30 protein-coding genes are annotated in these 25,782 nt (G+C 57.1%); 18 read left to right on the forward strand and 12 right to left on the reverse strand.

The annotated features are described in order from the left end of the window. Positions 1–325 precede the first annotated feature (325 nt). The 6 genes from ACXWUF_RS02810 to ACXWUF_RS02835 form a co-directional block, all read right to left on the reverse strand. On the reverse strand, positions 326–1,048 hold the full coding sequence (locus ACXWUF_RS02810) for a polysaccharide biosynthesis tyrosine autokinase (protein ID WP_458493133.1): 723 nt from the start codon (positions 1,046–1,048) through the stop codon (positions 326–328). 29 nt (positions 1,049–1,077) lie between these two features. Next, entirely contained in the window at positions 1,078–2,481 is a 1,404-nt protein-coding gene (gene epsF, locus ACXWUF_RS02815; protein ID WP_458493134.1) for a chain length determinant protein EpsF, read from the reverse strand. Between the two features lie 154 nt (positions 2,482–2,635). Further along, positions 2,636–3,427, reverse strand: coding sequence for a polysaccharide export protein EpsE (epsE, locus tag ACXWUF_RS02820; protein ID WP_458497058.1), 792 nt, complete (start codon positions 3,425–3,427; stop codon positions 2,636–2,638). A gap of 203 nt (positions 3,428–3,630) precedes the next feature. Then, the gene (gene epsL / locus ACXWUF_RS02825) at positions 3,631–4,917 is read right to left on the reverse strand and encodes an XrtB/PEP-CTERM-associated polysaccharide biosynthesis outer membrane protein EpsL (protein WP_458493136.1); all 1,287 of its coding nucleotides are present in this window, start codon (positions 4,915–4,917) and stop codon (positions 3,631–3,633) included. A 50-nt stretch (positions 4,918–4,967) separates the two neighbouring features. Continuing rightward, positions 4,968–6,401, reverse strand: coding sequence for an undecaprenyl-phosphate glucose phosphotransferase (locus ACXWUF_RS02830; protein WP_458493137.1), 1,434 nt, complete (start codon positions 6,399–6,401; stop codon positions 4,968–4,970). A 125-nt stretch (positions 6,402–6,526) separates the two neighbouring features. Then, the gene (locus tag ACXWUF_RS02835; RefSeq protein ID WP_458493138.1) at positions 6,527–6,763 is read right to left on the reverse strand and encodes a hypothetical protein; all 237 of its coding nucleotides are present in this window, start codon (positions 6,761–6,763) and stop codon (positions 6,527–6,529) included. Between the two features lie 12 nt (positions 6,764–6,775). On the opposite strand from ACXWUF_RS02835, the gene ACXWUF_RS02840 reads away from it, so the two are divergent. The 3 genes from ACXWUF_RS02840 (at position 6,776) to ACXWUF_RS02850 (ending at position 8,759) form a co-directional block, all read left to right on the forward strand. Next, entirely contained in the window at positions 6,776–6,898 is a 123-nt protein-coding gene (locus ACXWUF_RS02840; RefSeq protein WP_458493139.1) for a hypothetical protein, read from the forward strand. Positions 6,899–6,972: 74 nt separating this feature from the next. Next, positions 6,973–7,551 carry a DOMON-like domain-containing protein gene (locus ACXWUF_RS02845; RefSeq protein ID WP_458493140.1) on the forward strand — a complete coding sequence of 193 codons (579 nt, stop codon included), beginning with the start codon at positions 6,973–6,975 and terminating at the stop codon, positions 7,549–7,551. A 2-nt stretch (positions 7,552–7,553) separates the two neighbouring features. Then, positions 7,554–8,759 (forward strand): exo-beta-N-acetylmuramidase NamZ family protein, encoded by a 1,206-nt coding sequence (locus tag ACXWUF_RS02850; RefSeq protein ID WP_458493141.1) that lies wholly within the window; start codon positions 7,554–7,556, stop codon positions 8,757–8,759. Positions 8,760–8,774: 15 nt separating this feature from the next. Here the strand turns inward: ACXWUF_RS02850 and ACXWUF_RS02855 are convergent, their stop codons facing one another. Genes ACXWUF_RS02855 through polA form a run of 5 tightly spaced genes read right to left on the reverse strand, consistent with a single transcriptional unit; the run spans position 8,775 to position 13,931 of the window. After that, the gene (locus ACXWUF_RS02855; protein ID WP_458493142.1) at positions 8,775–9,395 is read right to left on the reverse strand and encodes a DUF4276 family protein; all 621 of its coding nucleotides are present in this window, start codon (positions 9,393–9,395) and stop codon (positions 8,775–8,777) included. Further along, positions 9,392–10,549: an AAA family ATPase gene (locus tag ACXWUF_RS02860; protein WP_458493143.1), complete on the reverse strand. Its 1,158-nt coding sequence runs from the start codon at positions 10,547–10,549 to the stop codon at positions 9,392–9,394. The genes ACXWUF_RS02855 and ACXWUF_RS02860 overlap by 4 nt, the downstream gene beginning before the upstream one ends. Before the next feature lie 25 nt (positions 10,550–10,574). Next, positions 10,575–10,994, reverse strand: coding sequence for a PIN domain-containing protein (locus ACXWUF_RS02865; RefSeq protein ID WP_458493144.1), 420 nt, complete (start codon positions 10,992–10,994; stop codon positions 10,575–10,577). Continuing rightward, the gene (locus tag ACXWUF_RS02870; RefSeq protein WP_458493145.1) at positions 10,984–11,187 is read right to left on the reverse strand and encodes a hypothetical protein; all 204 of its coding nucleotides are present in this window, start codon (positions 11,185–11,187) and stop codon (positions 10,984–10,986) included. Before ACXWUF_RS02870 ends, ACXWUF_RS02865 begins: the two co-directional genes overlap by 11 nt. A gap of 29 nt (positions 11,188–11,216) precedes the next feature. Further along, on the reverse strand, positions 11,217–13,931 hold the full coding sequence (polA, locus tag ACXWUF_RS02875; protein WP_458493146.1) for a DNA polymerase I: 2,715 nt from the start codon (positions 13,929–13,931) through the stop codon (positions 11,217–11,219). A 271-nt stretch (positions 13,932–14,202) separates the two neighbouring features. Between polA and ACXWUF_RS02880 the strand changes: the two genes are divergently transcribed. Beyond that, positions 14,203–14,829 carry an Lcl domain-containing protein gene (locus ACXWUF_RS02880; RefSeq protein ID WP_458493147.1) on the forward strand — a complete coding sequence of 209 codons (627 nt, stop codon included), beginning with the start codon at positions 14,203–14,205 and terminating at the stop codon, positions 14,827–14,829. A gap of 47 nt (positions 14,830–14,876) precedes the next feature. Next, complete coding sequence (locus ACXWUF_RS02885; RefSeq protein ID WP_458493148.1) at positions 14,877–15,338, forward strand: protealysin inhibitor emfourin; 462 nt, start codon at positions 14,877–14,879, stop codon at positions 15,336–15,338. Positions 15,339–15,459: 121 nt separating this feature from the next. On the opposite strand, the gene ACXWUF_RS02890 is transcribed toward ACXWUF_RS02885, so the two are convergent. Further along, positions 15,460–16,974 (reverse strand): serine/threonine protein kinase, encoded by a 1,515-nt coding sequence (locus tag ACXWUF_RS02890; RefSeq protein ID WP_458493149.1) that lies wholly within the window; start codon positions 16,972–16,974, stop codon positions 15,460–15,462. 481 nt (positions 16,975–17,455) lie between these two features. Here ACXWUF_RS02890 and rpe point away from each other — a divergent pair, with 481 nt between their 5' ends. The 13 genes from rpe (at position 17,456) to ACXWUF_RS02955 (ending at position 25,604) form a co-directional block, all read left to right on the forward strand. Beyond that, positions 17,456–18,190, forward strand: a complete 735-nt coding sequence (gene rpe, locus ACXWUF_RS02895) for a ribulose-phosphate 3-epimerase (protein ID WP_458493150.1) — start codon at positions 17,456–17,458, stop codon at positions 18,188–18,190. Next, positions 18,169–18,846 carry a phosphoglycolate phosphatase gene (locus ACXWUF_RS02900; RefSeq protein WP_458493151.1) on the forward strand — a complete coding sequence of 226 codons (678 nt, stop codon included), beginning with the start codon at positions 18,169–18,171 and terminating at the stop codon, positions 18,844–18,846. Before rpe ends, ACXWUF_RS02900 begins: the two co-directional genes overlap by 22 nt. Positions 18,847–18,907: 61 nt before the next feature. Then, positions 18,908–19,594, forward strand: coding sequence for a hypothetical protein (locus ACXWUF_RS02905; protein ID WP_458493152.1), 687 nt, complete (start codon positions 18,908–18,910; stop codon positions 19,592–19,594). A 107-nt stretch (positions 19,595–19,701) separates the two neighbouring features. Further along, complete coding sequence (locus tag ACXWUF_RS02910) at positions 19,702–19,815, forward strand: DUF433 domain-containing protein (RefSeq protein WP_458493153.1); 114 nt, start codon at positions 19,702–19,704, stop codon at positions 19,813–19,815. 3 nt (positions 19,816–19,818) lie between these two features. After that, entirely contained in the window at positions 19,819–20,307 is a 489-nt protein-coding gene (locus tag ACXWUF_RS02915; protein ID WP_458493154.1) for a hypothetical protein, read from the forward strand. A gap of 2 nt (positions 20,308–20,309) precedes the next feature. Then, positions 20,310–20,909, forward strand: a complete 600-nt coding sequence (locus ACXWUF_RS02920; RefSeq protein ID WP_458493155.1) for a hypothetical protein — start codon at positions 20,310–20,312, stop codon at positions 20,907–20,909. 185 nt (positions 20,910–21,094) lie between these two features. After that, complete coding sequence (gene trpE, locus ACXWUF_RS02925) at positions 21,095–22,582, forward strand: anthranilate synthase component I (protein ID WP_458493156.1); 1,488 nt, start codon at positions 21,095–21,097, stop codon at positions 22,580–22,582. Next, positions 22,579–23,160 (forward strand): anthranilate synthase component II, encoded by a 582-nt coding sequence (locus tag ACXWUF_RS02930; protein WP_458493157.1) that lies wholly within the window; start codon positions 22,579–22,581, stop codon positions 23,158–23,160. Before trpE ends, ACXWUF_RS02930 begins: the two co-directional genes overlap by 4 nt. Before the next feature lie 39 nt (positions 23,161–23,199). Next, positions 23,200–23,493: a type II toxin-antitoxin system HigB family toxin gene (locus tag ACXWUF_RS02935; protein ID WP_458493162.1), complete on the forward strand. Its 294-nt coding sequence runs from the start codon at positions 23,200–23,202 to the stop codon at positions 23,491–23,493. 13 nt (positions 23,494–23,506) lie between these two features. Then, entirely contained in the window at positions 23,507–23,881 is a 375-nt protein-coding gene (locus ACXWUF_RS02940; RefSeq protein WP_458493158.1) for a helix-turn-helix domain-containing protein, read from the forward strand. An 18-nt stretch (positions 23,882–23,899) separates the two neighbouring features. Next, complete coding sequence (locus ACXWUF_RS02945) at positions 23,900–24,325, forward strand: DUF29 domain-containing protein (protein ID WP_458493159.1); 426 nt, start codon at positions 23,900–23,902, stop codon at positions 24,323–24,325. A gap of 41 nt (positions 24,326–24,366) precedes the next feature. Next, positions 24,367–24,747 carry a DUF29 domain-containing protein gene (locus ACXWUF_RS02950; RefSeq protein ID WP_458493160.1) on the forward strand — a complete coding sequence of 127 codons (381 nt, stop codon included), beginning with the start codon at positions 24,367–24,369 and terminating at the stop codon, positions 24,745–24,747. Positions 24,748–24,749: 2 nt separating this feature from the next. Continuing rightward, positions 24,750–25,604, forward strand: coding sequence for a GIY-YIG nuclease family protein (locus ACXWUF_RS02955; RefSeq protein WP_458493161.1), 855 nt, complete (start codon positions 24,750–24,752; stop codon positions 25,602–25,604). Positions 25,605–25,782: the final 178 nt, after the last annotated feature.

The following is a 25,782-nucleotide window of genomic DNA, read 5'->3' on the forward strand; positions in this document are numbered from 1 at the left end:
AATCTTCGCCAGCAGCGTCGCGCTCAACAGCGGCGCGTACAGCAGCAGGCTGGCCGCGCCTTCGGACGGGGCCGGGCGGGCGATGGGGTTACAGACGACCACGACACAACCCGATCATAGGATGGGTGAAGGTGCGCTCCGGAAGGCTTCCGAGTCCCGGGCGATGACCACGCACCGCAACCCATCGAGCCACCAAACGAAGCGATGGGTTACGGCGCACGGCGGCGGCATCAGAAATTGGCAGCCCGTCTTAGGTGCGCCTCCACCCATCCTATAACTCCTTCTTTTTTCAAAAGAAAGCCTAGCCAGCATCCTTCTCACCCACTCAATGCTTATTGACCACGGCACCCACCAAACCCACACGGGTTTGGCCGAGCGCGGCGACCAAGGCTTGCGACCGTTCCACCGTGGCGGCGTGAGGCTGACTGACCAGCAAGGCCGCCCCGGCGCGGGCCGCGATGATTTGCACATCCGCCGCCGTGGCGTGGGCCGGGCTGTCGATCAACACCACATCAAACAGCCCCCGCAGTTGGTCCAGCACGTCGGCAAAGCGGGGCTGGGACAACAGTTCCTGGGGATTGGGCGGCGTGGGTCCGGCGGACAGCACCGACAACCCGGCGATGGAGGGAATCGGGGCGATGGCTTCAAGGCCAGCCCCTTCCGCCAGCAAGGCGGAGAGTCCCGTCCGGTTTTCCAGGCCGAACAGCGCGTGTTGCCGTCCTTGGCGCAGATCGGCGTCGATCAACAGCGCACGCCGCCCCAATTGGGCGAACACCACGGCCAGATTGGCGGCGACGAAGCTCCGCCCTTCCCTTCTCTCCGCGCTGACCACGGCCAAGCTCTTGCCGCCCGGCGCCACGTCCAGCCAGCGCAGCAGCAATTCCGAGCGCAGGGTACGCAGTCCTTCCACCAGCGGATGGGCGGCATGGCGTGCCGCCAGCAACTCGCCGGCCAACCCGACCGCCGCCGGGCATGGCATGACGGAATCAAACTCGGGCGCCAGCAGCGGCGCGGCATGGGGCAAGAATTTCAGGGCTTGAATGTTCATGGGTGTTTATCCTCTCGTGGGGGCGGGCTTCAGCCCGCGACGGTGGGGCCAGATCGTGGGCTGAAGCCCACTCCCACTGGCCGCCGCGCTACTTTCGCCGTCGGCAACACCGCCAACACCGGCACGCCCAGCATTTCCGTCACATCGCCCGCGCCGCGCAGCCGTGGCCGGAACAATTCCAGCAACAAGGCCAGCCCGGCCCCCAACACGCCGCCGAACAGCAGCCCCAGCGCCGTGTTCAACACCACACGCGGGCTGGACGGCTGGGTCGGCTCGGTGGCGACGGTCAGCACGGCGACATTGGTCTGTTGGGCCTCGCTTTCCAGGCTGGTTTGGGCGTAGCGCTGCGTCACCAAATCGAAGGCTTTTTGGGCGCTGTCCGCCTCGTGTTGCAGCACGGCGAGGGCATCCCGCTCGGCCTTGAGGGTGAGGACTTTCTGCTTCTGCGCGTCCAAAGCGGCCTGGATGTCCGACTCGCGGGCGGTGTTGATGCGGTGCGAAGTGCCCAAGGAACCGGCGATGCGGCGGGTCTCGGCGATGACGCGCTGACGCAGGGCCGAAACCTCCGCCTCGTTCTTGGCCCGCTCGGGATGGTTGGCACCGAACCGCCCGGCCAGTTGGCCGCGCTGCGCTTCCAGCCGGGCCAGCTCGGTCTTCAAGCCTTGGATCAAAGGGTTTTGCAGCACTTCCGGCAGGGTTTCGGCGGACGCAGACTGGCTCTGGCGGGACCGGGCGTCCGAACGGAAGCCCTGGACCTGCACCAATTGGGTGGAAAGCTCGGCCAAGCGGGCGTTCTCCACATCCAGCCGTTCATCGGCGGCGACGATGCCGTGTTCCCGCTGGTAATTGGACAGCCGCCGCTGGGCCGATTCCAGCTTCTCGCGGAGTTCTCGGGTCCGCTCGTCGAACCAGCCCGCGTATTGCTTGGCCGGTTCCACCTTCAATTCCAGATTGGTGTCGATGTAGGCTTGCGCGAAAGCATTGGCGATGGCCGCCGCCAGCCGGGAATCGTTGGCGGCATAGCCGATGGTGACGACATTGCTCTCGCGGGTCGGCACCACGCTCAGGCGGCGCTTGAGGACGCGGCCATACCAGAATTCCAGCGAACCCTTGCCGCCGGTTTGCCGCTGCCATTCCTCGCGGATAGCGGGGTTCTGGTCGAAACCCAGCATCCTCACGACCCGCTGGGCCACCCGGTCGGAATTGATGACGTCCACCTGCGTCGTGATGGCGTTGGTGGCCGTCCCTGGCGGGAGGATCGATCCCAGAATCGGGTCGGCGGATTTGGCGTCGATGACCAACTGCGCCTCGGCGGCGTAGCGCTTGGGGGTGACGAGGCTCACGCCCAGCGCGGCCAGGGCCAGCCCCAGGGTCAGGCTGAGGATCAGCTTCCAGCGGGCCAGCAGTACGGACAGGATGTTCGGCAAACTCATGCCAACATCCCCGCTGTTGTAGGTCGGGCTTCAGCCCGACACTGGATCAAGCAAGGCGGCCATGGGATCGGGCTAAAGCCCGACCTACAGCGGCGCGATGTCGGGCTGAAGCCCGACCTACAAATGCGCATCGGCATGGCTTCTGTCCTCCGGCTCAAAACAGGCTTTCCTGCACATAAACCACGTCGTCCGGGCGCAAGGCGTCGTCCAGGCCCGGCTCGAATTCTTGGAGCTTGCCCGCCGCGTCCCGCCGATGCAGGCGCAAGCCGCGCTCGGTGCCCTTGGCCGTCAAGCCGCCGCCCGCCGCGAGGGCTTGCATGACGCGCATGTCGCGCTCCAGACGGAAGGCGCCGGGCCGTTGGACTTCGCCGTAGATGTAGAACTGCGGGGCGCGGTCCACGAACAGGGTGTCGCCGCTTTCCAGCAAGGGGTCTTGGTCGCCGCCCTCGTGGAACAAGGCGCGGAGGTCGATTTCCCGGCGGATTGGGTGGCCGTCGCGGCTACCAATCAGCACGACCGTGTCGCCCCCCAAATTGGTGGGTCCGCCCGCCGCCGCCAGCAAATCCGACAAGCGGCTGGTGACGGTTTCCAGCGGATAGCGGCCCGGCCGGTTGACCTGGCCCAGCACCGCCGCCTGATTGCCCTTGGTCTGCAAGGGCAGCACGTTGACCTGGGGTTGCAGCACGTAGCCGCCATCCCGCAGCAAAGTGGCGATCTTGCGCTCGGCGGCGGGCAGGCTCAGGCCACCCACCGGCACCGTGCCGATGAGCGGAAAGGAAATGCCACCCGACTCGGACACGCGGGTCTCGGTGGTGAGGTCGGGATTCTGGAAGACGGTAACGCGGATGATGTCGCCGGATTCGAGGCGATATTCCACGGCGTGGGCGGCGTTGAAACTCAGCAGGCCGAAGAGCATCAGCCATAGGCCAGCAAGCCATGAAAACACAACCCTATCGCTCCCACACTCCGCGTGGGAACGCCGTCGGGAACGCTCCGCGTTCCGTGACTGGAATGGAGTTGTTGATTCACCGGCAGGCGTGGAGCCTGTGCGTGTGGCGAGACGGGACGCAGAGCGTCCGAGGATGCATTCCCACGCGGAGCGTGGAAACGATGGCGTTGTGATGGTTGGGAGTGTCAAGGCTCTCATCCTCAAAACCTCACCAACACGCTGCCAAACACGCTGTTGTCGTTGAAGTCCGCCAGTTGCCGCGAGGACGTGCGCCGCTCGGCCTGATAGACGAGGCCCAGCTCGATATTCCGCAACGGTTTGTAATTCAATCCGACGCGCCCCGTCCACACCTTGTCCCGACGCGGCCCCAAGGCACCCGGCGCGATGCCGGGATCACCCTCGAAATCCACGCGCTCATAGGCAATCCGGCCCGTGAGGCTGAGCTTTTCGGTCATGCGCCAAGTGGGAAACAGGCCCACGCCCTGCGCCACCATATAGCTGGCGTCCACGGTCTGGGAGGGCTGCAAGTCGCGCCATGTCGCCAAATTCAATTGGGTCTTGGCCGTGGCCGACCAGTTCAGCGACACCCGCCAGGTGGGACCGCTGAAATCGCGGCTGGTGAAATGGCGGTTTTCCAGCGTGGAATAGCCGACACGCCCCTCAAGCCGGGTTTTGCCGGTCAGCCACCACGACATCACCGCGCTGGCGTTCTGGGTGCGGTAATGGTTATCGACCAATACGGCATCCGTTAATTGCCGGTTGGGTAAATCCGCATCGGTATAACGGTATTCCAGCCCGGCGGAGCTATTTGCCGGGGTGGTATAAGTCAGGCCGATTAACCCGGTCATACTTTGCCGGTCCAAGAAAGATCGGAATTCATTGCTGTGGGTACTATCCAGCCAGCGCAACCCCGTATTGATTTTCCAGCGGGGGTGCCAGGTGTATTCGAGATTGGCGAAGGCGTTGTGTTCAGAAAGCATGTCCTTGAGAAAAAATTGGGTATAAGCAAATGATGCGAGCGAGCGCTTATACCCATATCCCATATCCCAAGACCAGTTCTTCCCCAATTTCCACTTCCAAGTCGCCATGTCGTGCGTAGAAATATTATTCAAGCCCTGGTTATTGGCGAATCGGTTGTCATCCACCCGCAGGTCGATCATGAATCGCTGCCGACCGACACGGTAGTCGATCCTGCCGCCTGCGCTCAATTGATTGACGATGTCCGATTTACTCATGCCGGGCCTCAAAACCTTATCCGGGTCCACTTGATTGGCGAGTCGAAACAGGTTGTCATCATAAGTCAGATGGTCCGACACAAAGGGCTGAAAGGTATCGCCTGTTTCTGGCTCATCCTGAGCGGTTGCCAATAATGGAATGGTGAGAGCGAGACATCCATATCCCACCCATTTACCTTTAATCACCACTTCGTAGGTCGGGCATGTATTCCATGCCCGACATTGCTTGTTCCGGGCCATGGCGTCGGGCATGAGTACATGCCCGACCTACAGGGTTCGGGACGTTATTCGCGCCCATACCCTTAATAGGCATTTTTATTGACCATCCCGCTATAGACCGTTTTCGCGGCGATGAACAAATCGAACCAGACCGACCAGTTTTGGATGTAATACAAGTCATGCTCGATACGCTTATTTAAGTCGGTATCGCCGCGCCAGCCATTCACTTGCGCCCAGCCGGTGATGCCAGCCTTGACCATGTGCTTCTTCATATAGTTCGGCACTTGGTCCTTGAATACATCCACAAACTGGGGGCGCTCGGGTCTCGGCCCCACCAGGGACATATCGCCGTTCAGCACATTGATAAGTTGCGGCAATTCGTCGAGGCTGGTTTTCCGCAGGAATGCGCCGAAGGGCGTGGCGCGGTTTTCATTGGGCTTCGCCCAGACGGCCCCGGTCTTGGCTTCCGCGTTGACCGGCATGGAGCGGAACTTCAGCATCATGAACCGCCGGTTGTTCCAGCCCACCCGCTCCTGCCGGTAAAACACCGGGCCGGGGGAACTAAGCTTGACGCCAGCGGCGATCAGCATCATTAACGGGGCCAGAAAGATGAGAAATGCCAAGGCCAGCAGACGGTCCTCGATGGCCTTGACATAAAGGTTAATGCCATCCAGGGGAGATACCGAGATGTCCAGGGTGGGAATACCCGCCACGTTATTCAACACCCCGGACGAGGGACCCAGTTTGAACGAGTAACAATCAATCACCCGGCGGATGGTGACGGTTTCATGCCGGAGAATATCCACCACTTCCAAGGTGCGGGCTTCGTCGCGTAGTGGATAACACACCCATACCTGGGTGACGCCTTCCTGTTTGACGATGTGCGGCAGGTCTTTCACCGCGCCCAACCGGGACAGCGAGGCATCCTTGGATTCGAATCTCGGTTCCACCCGGTCATCCACATAACCGACCACCTTCATGCCCACCCAGGGCGAGGCGTGAACCCGTTCGCTGGCATTGACCGCCATCTCGCTTAATCCGACGATAACCACCCGGCCCTGGCCCCGGTCACTGTGACGGAGCCAACGCATGACCGCGGTCATGATGGCCCGCGAACTGGCTACGGTGACTAGGCTCAACAATCCCCAGTAGACGATTAGGCGGGTATTTGAATCTAAGGAGAATTCCGGTATCCAATGCTTCACGAGGCCAAACAGCACGACCATGGTGGCCGCCGCCGCTTGGAGTATCAGCCACAGTTGTCCAATGAGGGTACTGGTCCGATGTGGCCGATAAATATCGGCGACCTCGAAGAACAGAATGGCGATTAACGTCCCGAGCGTGACGGAAATCTTATATTGAAGGTCAAGCAACAGATTTCCATACCAGAGGTAATAGGCGAGCCATCCCGCGCCAATCAGCGCCAAGATATCCAATAGCCTGAGTATCACCGGAACCGTGTGTGGATGTTCTGTCACGAAAGGCCGTTGGGCCGTTTCTTGGTTACTTACCAGCATGAAAATCCCCTGATACGTTGCCTATTTGCTTCGGTAAACCCGCTTGCGGGTGCCGTGCCCTGTTACGGTGATAACTACGCAAAACCGGGGCCAATTTTGGGGGAAGGAAATATTCGTATTGAATTTCAGCGACTTAAACACAATGGATGAGTTCTGCCGGTTGAGTCATCCATGGCCGTGCGGCGGCTCGCGTCGCGGATCGGCGACAGAATCCACCACCCCTCCTGCTTGAGCCTGGAAATGGTTGCGGGAATCCCGGTTTCTGCCGGAGAATCGCCCGGCCTGGCGTCGCGGTTTGGCGACATGGCCTTTTTTTGAACAAGCGCGGCGGCGGGCGTAACTTTTTTATTTAGCCACTGCACAAATAATTCCGAATGCTGCTGAAAATCATTGGATATTCGCTGGCTTATCTATTGCTCAGCCTGATCGTGGGAATCGCGCTGGGGAGGTGGCTGAGAAAAGGCCGCGAGCGAAACGAGGATAAAGATTCCCATTAATTTAGGGGGGGATAAATGCGCTATACCGCTAATCATTTATGTCCGCACTGACCGGCATTGGTTAAAATGCACGGATGCAATCCCCCACCCTCACCTGCCATTACTCGACGCCTTGCGCCGTGGTCCACCATTTCGCGGTGCGCGTGAACCGAAGCCTGGATGGGGAACTCGCCCTGGTCTATGCCATAGAGGGCGACATTGCCCGCCTCCGCCTGCCCCCGCCCCACCCCCCCCGCCGCGCCGATGAACTTTGGCGGCACACTTGCTTCGAGGCGTTCCTCAGGTCGCTGGGAGAGGCCGCTTATCACGAATTCAATTTCGCGCCGTCGGGCGACTGGGCCTGTTATCGCTTCGACGCCTACCGCGTCGGCATGGCCGATGCGCCCACCGCCGCCACGCCTAGCACCGTGCTGCGCCGCGATACCGGGCGGCTGGAGTTGGAGGCGCGCCTGAACCTGCACGATGTCTCGACTGGCCTGGCCGAATCCGAGCTGTGCCTGGGCTTGTCCGCCATTATTGAAACCGAGGATGGGGGTATTTCCTTTTGGGCTTTGGCGCACCCGCCGGGCCGACCGGACTTCCATCACGCCGCCGGTTTCGCGCTCCCATTAGCTAGGCCCGACCCCGCCCCAACCCCGCCAACGAGGAAATAACAATGAAATTCGGCATCGACCGGCTGCTTGAAAATTACGAACTGCGCAGGCCACTCGCCGGCCGCCGCGTGGCCCTGCTCGCCCACCCCGCCTCCGTGACCGCCGATTTCGTCCACACCCAGGACGCCCTGGCCACGCTCGGCGATGTCCACCTGTCGGCGTCCTTCGGCCCGCAGCATGGGCTGCGCGGCGACAAGCAGGACAACATGGTGGAGTCGCAGGATTACCACGACCCAATCCACGGCATTCCCGTCTACAGCCTGTACGGCGTGGTGCGCCGCCCCACCGAGCCGATGATGGAAAGCTTCGACATCCTGCTGGTGGATTTGCAGGACTTGGGCTGCCGCATCTACACCTTCATCACCACCTTGCGCTACGTGCTGGAGGAAGCGGCCCGGGCGGGCAAGTCGGTGTGGATTCTGGACCGCCCCAATCCGGTGGGCCGCCCCGTCGAAGGGCTGCGGCTGCATTTCGGCTGGGAAAGCTTCGTCGGCGCGGGACCGCTGCCCATGCGGCACGGTCTGACGCTGGGGGAGCTGGCGCTGTGGTTTGCGAAAACCTTGCGGCTGGACATGGACTTGCGGGTGGTCGAAATGGAGGGCTGGCGACCCGCCGAGGGGCCAGGTTATGGCTGGCCGCTGGGCCAGCGGGTCTGGATCAATCCCAGCCCCAACGCGCCCAATCTGTGGATGGCCCGCTGTTATGCCGGGACGGTGATGCTGGAAGGCACCACGCTGTCCGAAGGCCGGGGCACCACCCGCCCCTTGGAATTGTTCGGCGCCCCCGACCTGGACCCGGATCGGCTGCTGGCTGAGATGCGCCGACTGGCTCCGAATTGGCTGAGCGGTTGCCGGTTGCGGCCTTGCTGGTTCGAGCCGACCTTCCACAAGCACGCGGGGAATCTCTGCTCGGGGCTGCAAATCCATGTGGAGGACACGGCGTATAACCACCGCACGTTCCGGCCCTGGCGGCTGCAAGCCCTGGCGTTCAAGGCGTTGCGGCGGCTCCGCCCGGATTACGAGATTTGGCGGGACTTTGCTTATGAATACGAGTTCGACCGGCTCGCCATCGACCTGATTAACGGCAGCGAGTTGTTGCGCGAGTGGGTGGACGATCCCACGGCCGCGCCGGGCGATTTGGAAACGCTGGCGGCGGCGGATGAGCAGTCTTGGCTGGATGAGCGGGAAGATGTGTTGATTTATCGGTGAGGGAAATTACCGAAGCTATGCCGCTTTTCCAAGAAGCGTTTCGATGAGCCGTTTGGCGTAGTCGGACGCTTCTTTTACTTTGTCCGGCTCAATTCGCCCCAGCAAATCGAAGGAGTGGGCACCTTTGCCGTAAACCGCTTTGGTTTTGCAATTTTCGGTGGCGCGTTTCAGGCCATCGTAAATACTCGCCTTTGATACTCTCTCGATGTCCGTTACCTGAGGTAACTTCTCGGCTTTGAAGCCTTGGCCGAAATAGGCGCTCAAGCAGACTTTGTCGGCGAGAAACCACGCTTCCATACATTCCACCATGAAATGTAGATGATCGGCGGTGGCGTTGGGTGGCTTATGCCATTGGTCGCCTTGGCGGGTTTTTACGTGGTCCCATACTTTGTCGGGGGATATGTGAATGGGGGCTTCGCTGTCTATGAGTAACACGATGAAATCGCCGGGTTCGGCTTTGGCGATAGCATGGCAAAAATCGTCGTAGGCGTGTCGGCGGCTACCGCTGGCGAAGATTCGCGGCATTTTTCCTTTTAAGCCCGCTTTCTCGAAAAACTGGCTGAATCCTTTGCGGCATTGGCTGCTTAGCTCTCCTTCGGCTCCACCCTCAACGAATATCCAGAACTTTCGGCTCACCAGCGGTTCCCCTCGATATATCCTTTTTGCCGCAATTGTCCAAGGCTATATTTCTCCAACCAATGAGATAACTCTTCAGAATCAAGGCGTTTTACTTCCGACTGGTCGCCGCGCTTTTCAAAAGTCAAAATACATTCCGGTTCATTTGAGAAGCATTCCACGAGTAAGTCGGAGTGCGTGGTGACGATTAGTTGCGTACGGGTTGAGGCGTCACGCAATAAGTCCGCAATGATGTGGATCATATCGGGGTGTAGGCCGAGTTCGGGTTCTTCGATGCAGATTAATGGGGGTGGGTTTGGGTGGCAGAGAATCGCTAGCAAGCATAAGAATCTCAACGTGCCATCAGATAACCGCGAGGCGGGAATTGAGAAATGCTCCTCATGAATAACGACTTGGACGGCATTGGCCTGGATGCTTATATCGAAATCTTCCACACCAGGATAAATATCTCGGAGATAATTTAATAATTTTTTTCTGGCGTCTGGCACAAGTCGTAAATTATTGAGAACCAACCCAATATTGCTCAAATTTTCCTCTAAGAAATCAATTGGCATATCTGGCCCCTGTGCCTTTCGGACAGGCGCATCTCGACCAATAGACCAATCCCGATAAATACGAATTTTCTTTAAAGCCTCGCCTAGCCAAGTAATTTGGGGAAAGAAAGCAAGAGATTTTAGCTGGGATATGATGGAAAGCTCAGGATTAATATCCTCCTTTTTTAACAAACGGGGTTCGTTGTTGATTAAAGCAAGAGGGTGTTCTCGCTGGTAACGAAAATAAAAGAGCGGCAAATCATGTCCGGGATTAGGAGATTCGTCCTCAATGCATTCATCTAACATTTCAAAACGGTAATTCGTGGCTGTAAATACCATTTTGTGACGCAAATCCTTTTGCCCCAAAGGATACCCAATCAGAGCCTCAATGATTGCCTCTGGTATTTTAGGCGCACCTTTCCATAGCCAATCGGAGATACCACCACTTTCCCGAAAGGTTTTAGAAATATTATCTGGTGCGGCTTGCAGCAAACCAATACACTCAATCAAATTCGACTTCCCACTCCCATTATGCCCAATCAAAATATTGAGCGGCTTTAGGTCAATCGTCGTAGTCTTATTACCAAACGACAAAATATTAGTCAGGCTGATACTCTTCAAAAACATAACCTTGACCCTCTTGAGATCACAAATCTACCGCTTTAAATGGATTTACGATGGTCAGCGTGTTTTCGATAACCTGACCATCCTGCATGTCTTCCGAAAATAAGGTCGCGCAACCGGACGACAGCGCTGCCGACAAAATCAAGCAATCATAATACGAATAACGGTATTTACGTGCCAGTTGCAGCGCTTGAAGAATGGTTTCCAGCGTAACCGTAAATAACGAGGAAGCCCCCCTGACTTCCGTTACCGCTTCGGCAATGGACTCATAATCCAATTTGAATTTCTTTCGCAGGGTATTAGATAACTCGCTTAACACCTGTGTGCTAATCGTCGGAGTAGACTGTTTGAACAAGCGACGAGCAATATCCCGTTTCCCTGGCTCGTCATTTGAGTACAAATACACCGCCACGTTAGTATCAACAAAAACCTTATCGGGCATTCGCGGCCTCGCGGTCGAAGCGATAATTCTTCGTAGTGATGGAAACAGCCTTGAATTCAGGTTCTTGCCGAGCCGACTCCCCTTCCGGTTCAAGCAGCACAACCCTAACTTTTTTGCCATTCCAAGCTTGGCATCCGCTGGGTAATTCAACGATACCGTCATGGGCTTCGGCAATAAATTCAGCGACTTTCATAATGCCTCCTCCGAATTAAACATTTTGAATCAATGCGCCTCATCCCAATTCCCCCCCACGCCCACATCCACCAATAACGGCACGGCCAATTCCGCCGCGTTGCACATCAGCCCGCGAATCTCCCCGGCGGCGGTTTCCACAAAATCGTCGGCCACCTCGAATACCAATTCGTCATGCACCTGCATAATCATTTTGACCGGCCCGCCCGCGCCCTGAATCCACCCATCCACCGCGATCATCGCCCGCTTGATGATGTCGGCGGCGGTGCCCTGCATGGGCGCGTTGATGGCGGTGCGCTCGGCGTACTGGCGGCGCTGGGCGTTGCGGGAGGTGATTTCCGGGACGTACAGCCGCCGCCCGCCTAGCGTCTCCACGTAGCCCTTGTCCTTGGCGGTCTCGCGGCTCTGGTCCATAAAGGCTTTGACGCCGGGATAGCGGGCGAAATAGGTGTCGATGTAGCGCTGGGCCACGTTGCGTTCGATCCCCAACTGCTTGGCGAGGCCGAAGGCGGACATGCCGTAAATGAGGCCGAAGTTGATGGCCTTGGCGGAGCGGCGCTGGTCGGTCGTCACCTCGTCCAGCGCCACGCCGAACACCTCGGCGGCGGTGTGGCGGTGGACATCGGCGTTCTCGGCGAAGGCGGCGCGGAGGTTCGCGTCGCCGGAGAAGTGGGCCATGATCCGTAGCTCAATCTGCGAGTAATCCGCCGCCAGGATGCGCGAGCCTTCCGGGGCGATGAAGGCTTGCCGGATGCGCCGACCCTCGGCGGTACGCACGGGAATGTTCTGCAAGTTCGGGTCGGACGAGGACAGCCGCCCGGTGGCCGCCACGGCTTGGTGATAAGAGGTGTGGACCCGGTTGGTGCGCGGGTTGATCTGGCCGGGCAGCTTGTCCGTATAAGTGGATTTCAGCTTGGCGACTGAGCGGTAATCGAGAATCAGCCGGGGCAGTTCGTAACCCTGATCCGCCAGTTCCGCCAGCACCGATTCATCCGTCGAGGGCTGGCCGGTGGGCGTCTTCTTCACCACCGGCAGTTGCAGCTTGTCGTACAGAATCGTCTGAATCTGCTTGGGCGAACCCAGGTTGAACGGGTTGCCCGCGGCGGCGTGGGCTTCCTTTTCGATTTCCGCCATGCGCTGCTCCAACTCGCGGCTTTGCTCCGCCAGCTTGAACACATCCACCAAAACGCCAGTGCGTTCGATGCGGGACAGCACCGGCACCAGTGGTATTTCCAGCGTTTCGTAGAGCTGGCGAAGGCCCGGCTCGGCCTCCAGCTTGGGCCAGAAATGCCGGTGCAGGCGCAGGGTGATGTCGGCGTCTTCGGCGGCGTAGGCGGTGGCCTCCTCAATGCCAACCTGAGAGAAGGGAATCTGCTTGGCGCCCTTGCCCGCCACGTCTTCGTAATGAATGGTTTTGTGGCCGAGATGGTTTTCCGCCAAGGAATCCATGTCGTGCCGCCCGGTGCTGTCCAGCACGTAGGATTGCAGCATGGTGTCGTGGACGATGCCGCGCAGTGTTAGCCCATGGTTGGCGAGGACGTTGGCGTCGTACTTGAGGTTCTGGCCGAGTTTGGGACGGTGCGGGTCTTCCAGCAGGGGGCGGAGCTTGTCCAGCACGTACTCGCGGGAAAGCTGGGCCGGGGCGCCGGGGTAGTCGTGAGCCACGGGCACGTAGGCCGCTTCGCCCGGCTCCACCGCGAAGGACACGCCCACCACTTCGGCGCGGGTGTAGTCGAGGCTAGTGGTTTCGGTGTCGAAGGCGAACAGGTCCGCCGCCGCCAGCTTCGCCAGCCAGTGGTCGAGGTCTTCCGTCGTCAGCACGGCTTGGTAGTTCGCGGTGGGCGCGGGTTCGGCCTGAGTCGCCGCAGCCGCCGGGGTCGGATCGGAGGCGTCCAGTTGCCGCAGCCAGGCGTTGAATTCCATCCGGGCCAGCAATTCGCGCAGGGTGGCATTGTCCGGCTCGCTGCACTGCAATTGGTCCGGCGTCAGCGGCAATTCCAAATCGCAACGAATGGTGGCGAGTTGACGGGAGAGGGGAATCTGGTCCAGCGCGGCGCGGAGGTTTTCGCCCACTTTGCCGGTGATTTTGTCGGCACTGGCGATGATGGCATCCAGCGAGCCGTATTCCTGCAACCACTTGGCGGCGGTCTTCGGCCCGACCTTCGGCACGCCGGGGATGTTGTCCGAGGTGTCGCCCACCAAGGTCAGGTAGTCGATGATGCATTCCGGCGGCACGCCGAATTTTTCGATCACGCCCGCCCGGTCCAGCCGGGTGTCGTACATGGTGTTTTCGAGCGTGATGTGGCCGTTCACCAACTGCGCCATGTCCTTGTCGCCGGTGGAGATGACCACGGTGTAGCCCTGCTCGGCGGCGCGAACGGCGAGGGTGCCGATCACATCGTCCGCTTCCACGCCGGTCTCGATCAACAGCGGCAAACCCAATGCCCGGATGATGTCGTGCAGCGGCTTGATCTGCGCCCGCAGGTCGTCGGGCATGGGCGGGCGGTGGGCCTTGTACTGCTCGAACAGGTCGTCGCGGAAGGTCCGGCCCGGCGCGTCGAACACCACGCCCACATGGCGGGTGGCGTGGGCCGCGACCAGCTTCCGCAGCATGTTGGCGACGCCCAGCACCGCGCCGGTCGGCTGCCCCTTCGAGTTGCTCAGCGGCGGCAGGGCGTGGAAGGCGCGGTAGAGGAAAGAGGAGCCATCGACGAGGACGAGGTGCTTGGGGGTTGGGTCGGACATGGGGTGGGCTTTTAGCGAATGACTGGGGGCGGTCATTCTAACCCGGATGGTTCTGCGGTCGGGGATACGGGAATCCCTCATGGCTTCGCAAGGAGCGCGCCGCATAAGTGGATGTCGGCCGCGCGCGCTGCTTCGGCTATCAACCGCCATGCATCCCGCCGCCGTAGCCCATTTCCTTCCCCTCCTCCCCGTGTGGCTATAATGCCTCTCGCCCGGTCGACACGGCGGGCCTTCTCAATCATCCACTCACCAACAACAATAGGGGTTTCCCATGAAGCTAACGAACCACGCCTCGGCCGCGCTGCTGCTGGCGGGGCTTGCCTTGTCCACCACGGCCTCGGCGGGGCTGTTCACCCGCCCCGGCGGGATGGTCTACGACAGCGATTTGGGCATCACCTGGCTGGCGGACGCCAACTACGCCCTAACCTCGGGCTACGACGCCGATGGCGTGATGAACTGGGACGCCGCCGTGGCCTGGGCGGACCAACTGGTCTACGGCGGCTACAGCGACTGGCGGCTGCCGGCGGCGGACCCTTCTTGTGGTTCCAACGCCAATTGTACCGGCAGCGAACTGGGGCATTTGTTCTACTCGGAACTGGGGGTCATGGCGGGGGATTCCATCCTGAATGGCACCGACACGGAACTGGCCAAGTTCACCAACATCCAGTCCAACATGTACTGGTCGGGTACGGAGCACGCGGTCGGTCCCTCTTTCGCGTGGGACTTCAGTACCCACTATGGCAACCAACACTACCTCGACAAGGGCTATGAGCTATATGCGTGGGCCGTGCGCCCCGGCGACGTCGCCGCTGCGGTGCCGGAGCCTGCGAGCCTGATGCTGCTGGGAAGCGGCGTGGTGGCGTGGCTGGGCGGGGGATGGAAGCGGCGGCGTGGATGATTCGGTGATTCGGGTGATTTGACCCTATTGGGGGATGCAGGGGGGCAATGCCCTCTCTGCCCGCCCGGCGGGCGGTTTTTTTCGATTTTGATTTTTTACGCTATGGCGCGTTCGAACACTTGCCGATCTATAAGCAGGCCATGGATGTCGCGGTGTATTTCGAGCGGGCGGTGGCCGGTTTCAGCCGCTACCACAAATACACCCTGGGCACGGAGCTACGGAACCACAGCCGGGAGATCGTCGGGCTGGTTGTCCGGGCAACTCGGCGGAGGACCAGGCTCGCCCCGGACGAGGCCAGGGAATTGGAACACCTCGTCGCGGCCAGCCGGTTGCCTACGTCGGGTGAGTTCTTCTCCGAGTCGGGCCGCGATTTGCGGCAGTACGAACTGACCATCGAGGGGCCGGATTCGAAGATCGCCCTCGCCTTCGACGATCAGAACATCCCGGAATCGGCCAAACCTCTGGTCGGATTCCTGCGGCAACATTGCGGCCCACGCGCCTTGAAATAGGCCACTCATCGGGTTCGGAGCGGGCGGATGTCCGCTCTGAACCCGATATATTCCACCGCCCCCAATTCTTTAGCCCGCGAACGCTTCCCGCCCGGGGATGTCACCCGTCCGGCACCAGATTTTAGGGGTGCTGTCCCGGCGGGCCGGAAAACGGAGCCGGAAAGCCATTGGGCACACAAGCGAAGTAAGCGTGTATCTGATAACAAGTCCCTGGTTCCGCCGCCCGGCCCGGCGGTTGTAGTTGGCACGCCATGCCCACCGCTTTGCCTTGGCAGGCGTCAATGGCGGTTTGCGGCGGTGGATAAGGCGGATCAGCGGGCCGGTCGAATTCCGGGTGGATGCCGGGACCACGCTCGGTCGGCCCGCCGTCGGTAAGTCTGTCCGACGGAATATCGGTGATTCGGGATTGGTCCGTCGGCCCGAACCGTGCCAGTCCCCAAACCAGCACCAGCACTGATCCCAACAAGCCTCCCCACCACCACTTTAAAACCCGCCGCTTTTCCGCCGATGGCCCAAGATTTTCGCCGCAACTCACGCAGCGCAGGAGAGTCGGACTGATGTCGCCGGGGATCGAGTTGGCCGTTCCGCAATTTGAACACGCCAGATTCAACCGCCCCGGTGCTGGCCTTGACGGCACCGGAACCGGGATTGATGTCATCGGCCCGTCGGGCAGCAGCAGCGCCTTCAGTTCTTGGATCGTCTGCGGGCGCTGCTCCGGTTCGATGGCCAGCGTCCGCATGACGGCGAAGCTAGTTCGCAGCGTAATCGTGGGTGTCAGTTCATGGGGTGGAACCATCTCGTCCCTGCGGTAGCGGCCAGCGGCCTCCTGGGGTTTCTCGCCGGTCAGCAGGTAATACAGCGTGGCGCCGATGGCATAAATATCCGTGGTTGGACCGAATTCGGCTTTTTCGAGGTATTGCTCAAACGGGGCGAAACCCGGCGTCAATATCACCGAAAGGGTCCGCGCCCCATGCCCGTGCAGGGCGAGGCGGGCGGCGCCGAAGTCCAGCAGGATGGGGATTCCGGTATTCGTCAGATAAATATTCGACGGCTTAACATCCCGGTGTAAAAACCCTTTGGCGTGAACCTCCAGCAGGCCATCCATAATAGGCGTCATGAGGGCCAGCGCGGTGGTTTCGTTAAGCTTGCCGCCATTGCGCCGCCGGTATTCCTCCAAGGAAATACCCTCGTAATAGTCCATGGCGAGATAGGCCGTATTGTTCTGCTCGAAGAACTCCCTGACCCGCACCACGTTGGGATGGCTGAATTTGCAGAGGGTTCTCGCCTCCTGTAGAAACTGACCCAATCCATAGCTGAATCTTTCGCCATCCACCCCGCTGTGCGGCACCACCTTAAAGCTGTTGGCATTGCGGGCAACCAATTCACGGGGTAGGTATTCCTTGATAGCCACCGTGGTGTGCAGCACCAAATCCAAGGCGAGATAGGTCATGCCAAAGCCACCCGGTTTGCCCAGAATGCGCCCGATCAGGAATTTATTATTCAGGACGGCTTGGTAAGGCAAGGCGAAGGGGCTTCTGTCACGATCCAATTGATAACCGCATTGGGGACAGCCAACCGAATCGCCCTTGTCCCGCATGCAGCCCATGCACAAATTACCGAAATCATCGACATCCATAGGTTTTGCCTGTTAGTAGGATTGAGTATTGGCAACGCTATAAATTAATGATTGCAACGATTGGGTAAACTCGAAGATTCCCATGACCGCACTTCCGTCGATGCGTGCGCGTTTTCCGATGAGCGTTTACTCCCTATCGCATCTTGACGGATGGTATTACAGGTTGGCTTGGCATAGGTAGAACCCGAATTCCCGGCACGATTTTTAGCTCTCTTGCCCGGGAATCTTCGCCGCCGCCCATCGCCCCAATAAACAGGATGAGTTCTCTGCTGGCTGAGCTGTGGTCGTTTCTGTCATTCGGAAACATCAGGAACGTGCTTCCCTTAACTTGCCCCCCCGGAAGCCAAATGTGAAAATAATCGCCCATTTGGGCAGGGCGAACGCCTTGAAATTGCAGGTCCAGGCCGGACCACCCAACCGGATCCCCCTCGGAAGCGCCACCCGCGCTCCGTTTTTCACCTCCAACAACGAGCCATAAGCCATGAACGATTTTTGGATTGCGCCTTCCATCCTGTCCGCCGACTTCGCCCGCTTAGGGGAGGAAGTGGCGAACTCCCTCAAGTCCGGCGCGGATGTGGTCCATTTCGACGTGATGGACAACCACTACGTGCCCAACCTGACCATCGGCCCCTTGGTCTGTGAAGCCCTCCGCAAGTACGGCGTCACCGCGCCCATCGACGTGCATCTGATGGTCAAGCCAGTGGATCGCATCATCCCCGACTTCATCAAGGCCGGGGCCAGCTACATCACCTTCCACCCGGAAGCCTCCGAACACGTTGACCGCAGCCTGCAACTCATCAAGGACGGCGGCGCGAAATGCGGCCTGGTGTTCAACCCCGCCACTCCGCTCGACGTGCTGGAATACACCCTCGACAAGGTGGACATGATCCTCCTCATGTCGGTCAACCCCGGCTTCGGTGGCCAGAAATTCATCCCTTACGTGCTGGACAAGGCCCGCAAGGTTCGCCAGATGATCGACAACTCGGGCCGCGACATCCGCCTGGAAATCGACGGCGGCGTCGGCCCGGTCAACATCCGCGAAGTGGCCGAAGCGGGCGTGGACACCTTCGTGGCCGGTTCCGCCGTGTTCGGCGCGGGCAAGGACAGCGACCCGAACCGCTACGACAGCATCCTCCAATCACTGCGCAACGAACTGGCGAAAGCCGAGCGTCCCGTCACTTCCGGGAAAAAAGGATGCTGCGGCGGCCATCACTAATCGTCTTCGACCTGGACGGCACGCTGGTGGACAGCGCGCCGGACATCGCCTACTCGGTGGATGCCATGCTGGACAAGCTGGGTTTGCCGCCGGTGGGCGAAGGTCCGGTGCGCAATTGGATCGGCAACGGTCCCGCCATGTTGGTGAAACGCGCCCTGACCGGCGAAATGTGGCCGGTGGATGAACCGGCCCGTTTCGCCGAAGCGTATCCCATCTTCATGGCGGTCTACGAAGCCAATATGTGCGACCGCAGCCGCCTGTTCCCCGGCGTGGCCGAGGGACTGGCGGCGCTCCGGGCGCAAGGCTACAAGCTGGCCTGCAATACCAATAAGAACTCGGTCTTCACCCTGCCGTTGCTGGATCATTTAGGTATTGCGGGGTGTTTCGATTTCATCGGCTGTGGCGACCAATTCACCAAGCTCAAGCCCGATCCCGAACCGCTGCTGAAAACCGCCGAGTATTTCGGTCTGGAACCCGCTGCTTGTGTGATGGTGGGGGATTCGGCGAATGATTCGGAAGCGGCGCGGCGGGCGGGATTTGGGTTTGTCGCGGTGCCGTATGGGTATCACGGCGGGGCGGGGGTGGAGGTATTGGAACCGGATGCGGTGGTGGGGTCGGTGGAGGAATTGGTGGGGTTGTTTGGGGCGACTGAGTGAAGCCATGACGGTGCAGATCAATGTTTGGCTAAGCTTTTGATAATTAAAAAATAATGCAAAGATGGCAACTTGCAGCAGATGCGGGAATGTAGTCGAATTTCGGTATGTCGATGGTAAATTCGTTCCTTTACACGTTCATGGAAGTTGCACAGGATCAAACAGTTCCAAAGTTAACGATTATTCTGGGTACAACATAAGCCATGACAGCACTTGTTTCTGCACCACCTGCCCAGAATGTGGCGAAAAAGTTTTCTTTGTTAGATACAACGGCGGCAGCGTATGGCTTGATCCACCTTTAGGCTATCCATGGTATAAACATGCTTGTTTCTCTGACGAGATTTCAAACTTAACGCCAAAACTTAGCTTGGCAGCCAGCCACAACTATCTATCAAGCCACAATTCGGAAAAGCAGAGCAAATCCAATCTTATCATTGGCATAGTAAAGTCAACATATTTTGATATAGATACAGATATTATTTTTGAAACAGGAAATCAGGAAGTAAAAAATATTATATTGAAACATAATGCAGGCTTTTTACTTGGAAAAGTTTGTATTTACGATACTAACCAAGACAGAATATGGCCACTTGAAGAACCGCATCATGCCTTTTCTATATACAAACCAATTGCGCCACAAAATGATTCTCTCATTTACCGATCAGATTTAATAAGTTGCCCAAAGTGTGGCGTTAAGCTAAACCCGAAAAACCTATCCAAGCATTTGAAGCGGCAACATGGAACTAGCTAGTAAACCACCGATTTTTGAAACTTAAGCGCGGTAGGATGGGTAGAGCGATAGCAAAACCCATCTCGTTTCAGGTTATAGGGCAACCACAGCGGACTCGGAGAACTCACATGACCAGCCTTACCGGCATCACCCACCGCGATTCCGACATACTAAGTGGCACGCCTGTATTTGTGGGGACTCGCGTTCCAGTGCGCTCCCTGTTTGATTATTCGGAGAAATAGGCCATGCGTAGCAATGCTGAATATCTAAGAGCCTTCAGGGAATTGGGAACCGACTTAACGGCGCTGGCGGCGGAACAATCCGACGAGCAAGCGCCCGCAAGATTTTCGCCGCAAGACAAAAGCAGGGTGATTGCGCTCTCAAAAGAGATTACGGAGCTTGCCAATAAAGAAATTCTCCTGATTGAAGACTTTTCCGCGCCGAATTCACCAGACCCCGACAGGCTTAAGGCCCGCCTTTTTGAGTTATATGGCTTAATCCAAGACGACAACTTCAAACGATATTTCTCAATATACATCGCGCTAATTGACGAATATCTAAATGACCTACTTACCAAAGTACGCCGTTCGATGCTAACCCGAACTTTGGAAGACGAAGTTCGGTTAATGAAAAATGCCGGCATATTGGATGAGGATGGTTACTATTCGCCCAAGATTTTCTCTGAAGAAACCGTAGCTAGGGATCGAGCGCGCGGCAATGTGAAGGTTGCCTGAGCATGTATTCAACAAAACCTTGCATAGTCCTGGGGTTCCACGCTTGTGATGAAGAAGTCGGACGGACGGTTGTGAATAGGCGTGATGATCTCAGGATTAGCGATAAAGAATATAACTGGCTGGGAGACGGGGTTTATTTTTGGGAAAACAATTACGAACGCGCCAAGCAATACGCCGAACTGGACAGTCGTCGCGCCAACTCTAAAATCATCAAGCCCTTCGTCATTGGCGCAATCATTGATTTAGGCTACTGCCTTGATCTGCTCGACCAACAATATTTGGATTTTGTCGCATTCGCCTACGCAAGACTCAGCGAGTCGAGGGAAAAACTAGGAAAAGAGCTGCCAATTAATAAGCCCTTCGGCTTAAAGGATATTGATTTCAAGAACCGGGAATTGGACTGTGCGGTAATCCGGTACGCACACGAACTAGCCCACGCAGACGGTTCAAGATTTGATTCGGTCCGGGCGGCTTTTTGGGAAGGCGATGAATTATATCCGCGGGCCGGTTTCAAAACCCATAACCACATTCAAATAGCTGTCATCAATCCCAACTGCATCAAAGGCGTTTTCCTGCCCAGGGAAAAACAGCCATTCCCATAAATGTAAATACTCGTCAGCCCTACTAAATAACCTGCAACCAGAGCCTCGAAAACCTCATGTTCCCATTCTCCCAACGATGGCGTCCCTAATTCCCTTCTCCTGACTCACCGGGCGGCGGTTTCATCGCTAGTCCCGGCACGGCTCACCGCCGGATCGTCCCGGCCACACTTTCGATTGGAAACACCATGACGCCCGAACAATTCCAGCACTATGCCCAGCAGGGCTACAACCGCATTCCCGTCACCCGCGAAGTCCTCGCGGACCTCGATACCCCCTTAAGCGCCTATTTCAAACTCGCCGACGCGCCCTATTCATACCTATTTGAATCGGTCCACGGCGGCGAGCAATGGGGCCGTTACTCCATCATCGGCCTGCCCTGCCGCACCATTATCAGTGTGCGTGGCGAGGAAGTAACCGTCGAGAAGGACGGCCAAATCGACGAAGTATTAGAGCTTAACAACCCGCTCGACTGGATACGCGATTATGCCGCCCAATTCCGAGTACCCCATATCGCCGGACTCCCGCGTTTCACCGGCGGCTTGGTGGGTTATTTCGGCTATGAAACCATCCGTTATATCGAGCCGAAAGCCTACCGCGTCAAACCCGATCCCATCGGTGCCCCGGATATATTATTGATGGTGTCGGAGGAAGTCGTCATTTTCGACAACCTTAAGGGCAAGCTGCTCATCATCACCCACGCCGACCCGAGCCAGCCGAACGCCTATGGCACCGCGCAAGACCGCCTCGACACGCTGATTCGTGGCCTCCGCCAGAATCGCCTGCCGGTGCGGGCCGAACTCGCCGCGCCCAAGCAGGTGGAGGAAAGCGAATTCGTCTCCGGCTTCACCCAAGAGGGCTACGAGAACGGCGTCCGCCGCATCAAGGACTACATCATCGAGGGCGACGTGATGCAGGTGGTGTTGTCGCAGCGCATGTCGATCCCCTTCGCCGCGCCGCCGCTGGACCTGTACCGCTCGCTGCGCTGCCTCAACCCCTCGCCGTACATGTTCCACCTCAACCTCAAGGACTTGCATGTGGTCGGCTCCTCGCCGGAAATCCTGGTGCGGCTGGAAGATGGCACCGTCACCGTGCGCCCCATCGCCGGCACCCGCCGCCGGGGCAAGACCCACGAGGAAGACATCGCGCTGGAAAAAGACCTGCTGGCCGACCCCAAGGAAATCGCCGAACACCTCATGCTCATCGACCTGGGCCGCAACGATGCCGGGCGCGTGGCGGAAACCGGCACAGTCAAAGTCACCGACAAGATGATTATTGAGCGCTATTCCCACGTCATGCACATCGTCTCCAACGTCACCGGGCGGCTGGCTGCCGGGATGGACGCCTTTGATGTGCTGAAAGCCACTTTCCCCGCCGGGACGGTCAGCGGCGCGCCGAAAGTCCGCGCCATGGAAATCATCGCCGAATTGGAGCCGGTCAAACGGGGTATCTATTCCGGCGCGGTGGGGTATATCGGCTGGTCCGGCAATCTGGATACCGCCATTGCCATCCGCACCGCCGTGATTAAAGACGGCACCTTACATATCCAGGCCGGGGCAGGTGTGGTGCATGATTCGATACCCTTTAACGAATGGGAAGAAACCCTTAACAAGGGCCGCGCCGTATTCCGTGCGGTCGCGATGGCCGAAGCCGGTTTAGAAGGAGGTCAGGCATGAAAGTCTTGATGATTGATAATTATGATTCGTTCACCTACAACCTAGTGCAATACCTCGCTGAACTGGGCGCGGAAGTGGAAGTGGTGCGGAATGACCAGATTCCGGTGGAAGAGGTCGAGCGGATTAATCCAGACAAGATTGTGATTTCCCCCGGCCCCTGTACGCCGAAAGAGGCGGGGATTTCAGTGGAGACGATCCGGCGTTATGCTGGGCGGTATCCGATACTCGGCGTGTGCTTAGGACATCAAAGTATTGGCTATGCGTTTGGCGGGAATATTATCCACGCCAAGAGCATTATGCACGGCAAGACTTCGATGGTTTATCACCATGACATCGGGGTATTTCATGGCTTGAATAATCCATTTCAGGCGACCCGCTATCATTCGCTGGTGATTGAGCAATCGACCATTCCCGATTGTCTGGACATTACCGCTTGGACCGAGGATAAGGCGGGGAATATCGAGGAAATCATGGGCGTGCGGCACCGGACATTGGATATTGAGGGAGTGCAGTTTCATCCCGAGTCCATCTTGACCGAGCAGGGGCATGAGTTGTTGGGGAATTTTTTGCGGCGGTAGATATAAAGAACCAATTGAGTTGCCGCGACCATGCGAATTATGGCGTTATCAACGCTCAAAGCATTTTGGGAGAACAATCCAGCTTACCTTGATGCGAAGGAACCCTTGCTCGCATGGTATCGGCACGCACTGAATGCCGATTGGGCCGCACCGACCGATGTAAAGCGTGCTTTTCGGAATGCCAGCATCCTTCGGGATGGCCGAGTGGTATTCAATATCGCTGGCAATAGATATCGGCTGGTGGTTTGGATCAATTACGTCTATCGGGTTGTGTATGTTTGGTTTGTCGGAACCCATGCGGATTACGACAAAATCGACGCGCAAACAATTTAATCGGGAGGAAGATATGGAAATAAGACCCATCAAGACCGAAGCGGATTATCGTGCGGCACTGAGCGAAATCGAAACCTTGATGATGGCTCAAGCCGATACGCCCGAAGGTGAGCGCCTTGATGTTTTGGCGACTTTGGTCGAAGCCTACGAAAGAAAGCATTATCCGCTGGATTGGCCGGACCCGATTGAGGCGATTAAGTTTCGTATGGAACAAATGGGGTTGGAGCCTATGGATTTAGAACCCATGCTAGGTCCAAGTAACCAAGTTCACCAAGTATTGAATCGTCAGCGTCCGCTGACCTTGAAAATGATTCGGCGCTTGCATAAGGATTTGGATATTTCCGCCGAATGCTTGATCCGTCAGCCTGAGCATTTTCAGGCGGCTTGAATAACCAGGGTAGACATAATGAATTGGCAAAATCTCTCGGCCAGTTCTCCTTACAAAACCGCTGTCGCCATTAAACAGGAAATGGAGTCAGGCCATTTTCAGGAGGCGACGATTGGTATTTTGGAGTTAATCGAAGCCTTGTCCAAGTCAGAAAGACGCGCTTTAAAAAGCCAATTGGTCCGGTTGATGCTGCACATCATTAAATGGCATACCCAACCGGAGCGGCGTTCTTGGAGTTGGGTCGCCAGCATTAAGGATGCGCGGGAGGAAATCGCGGATATTCAGGAAGAAACCCCAAGCCTCAATAATGCGGTTATCGAATCGTTGTGGAATAAGGCATTTGAAATGGCAAAGCGGGATGCTCAGGCGGAAATGGGGAAGCGTTCCGATATTCGGGGGTTGTTGTGGAGTCAAGTTTTCGAGGAAGAGTACGAGTTGGATTAGCTTCGATCCGCCCGAAATCAATTTCCTAAGGAGGTAAACCGATGAGCGCGGCATTGCACAATTTGGATTTTTATACTTGGACGCACCAACAAGCCGAGTTATTGCGGGCGGGGCGCTTCGATGAGTTGGATACCGGGCATTTGATCGAGGAGCTTGAAAGCATGGGGGCGCGGGAGCGGCGGGAATTAACCAATCGTTTGGCTGTATTGCTGGCTCATTTGTTGAAGTGGCAATACCAGCCGGAGCGGCGCGGGAATAGTTGGCGGCGGACGATTAAGATTCAGCGCATCGAGATTAATGATTTACTGGCGGATAATCCGGGGCTGAAAAGCGAGTTGCCGGAGATATTCGCCAAAGCTTATGAAAAGGCGCGGGTTTTGGCTACGGATGAGACTCGGTCTGATGAGGGGTCTTCCCAGTAGAATTGCCTTTTTCCTTCCAAGATGTCTTAAACCTAGGGGCTTTGCCGGAAAAAGCTGCGAGTGGATGGAATGATAACTATGAGCGTGGTAGTAATATGAGGTCTGGATATCTTTATGCGCTTGGAAATCATGGTTTTCCGCGCTATATAAAAATTGGAAAAACAAATTATGATGTCAGTGAACGAGTTAGGCAGCTAGATAGATCGACGAGTGTTCCAACACCATTTACATTTATTTATTCGTCTTTAGTTAGCGATTCAAGCGTGGTTGAACGATTGGTTCATAACAGGTTGGCTGGTTATCGAATGCCGAGAAAAGAGTTTTTCTGTGTCCCTATTGAGCGGGCAATTTCTATTATTAGTGAGGTGTGTTCATCATTTTTGTGTACCCAAGAAGAATTCCATAAACACCTAGATTTCTTGTCAAAAAGGCGGGAAACAATTTTTCGGAGATATGGGGGAGATAACGAGCGCCAGCAGAAATTGCTTGGCTCTGTTTTGCGGAAAGCAATATTAAGAGGTACAAGTCATCGGTATATCGAAAAATTGCTAGAGTCTGGTGCTGATCCAAACTACTGTGATGACCAAGAGGTTTACCCGACGCTACTGCTTGCTGTTGATATGGAGGATGTTGAGGCGGTTCGGCTTCTATTAGAAGCTGGAGCTAATTTAAACATGGAAGATTCTAGAAGTGGAATTACTCCTTTGTTTAGGGCTGTTCAAAGAGGTAATTTTGAAATAGTCCGCATGCTGATCGGATATGGTTCGAGCTTATATCATATCAATAATGATGGAATATCATTAAAAGATGCAATTAATAACGAAGAAATTCGTGGCTTTTTAAATGGTTTTAATTGAGGCTGATTGTGTAGGCTGTGCTTTGTATATTTGAAACATTTAGGACTTACGCAAAATATATTGGCATGGGTATATTAAATATCCTCATTAGCGGAGTATAATTGCCACCCATGAAGACAAGCAAATACTCTGACATAAAGCCCACCAGTAAAGATTATTGTGAATTCATTATAGCGAC

It is taken from the genome of Methylomagnum sp. (genome assembly GCF_054333355.1).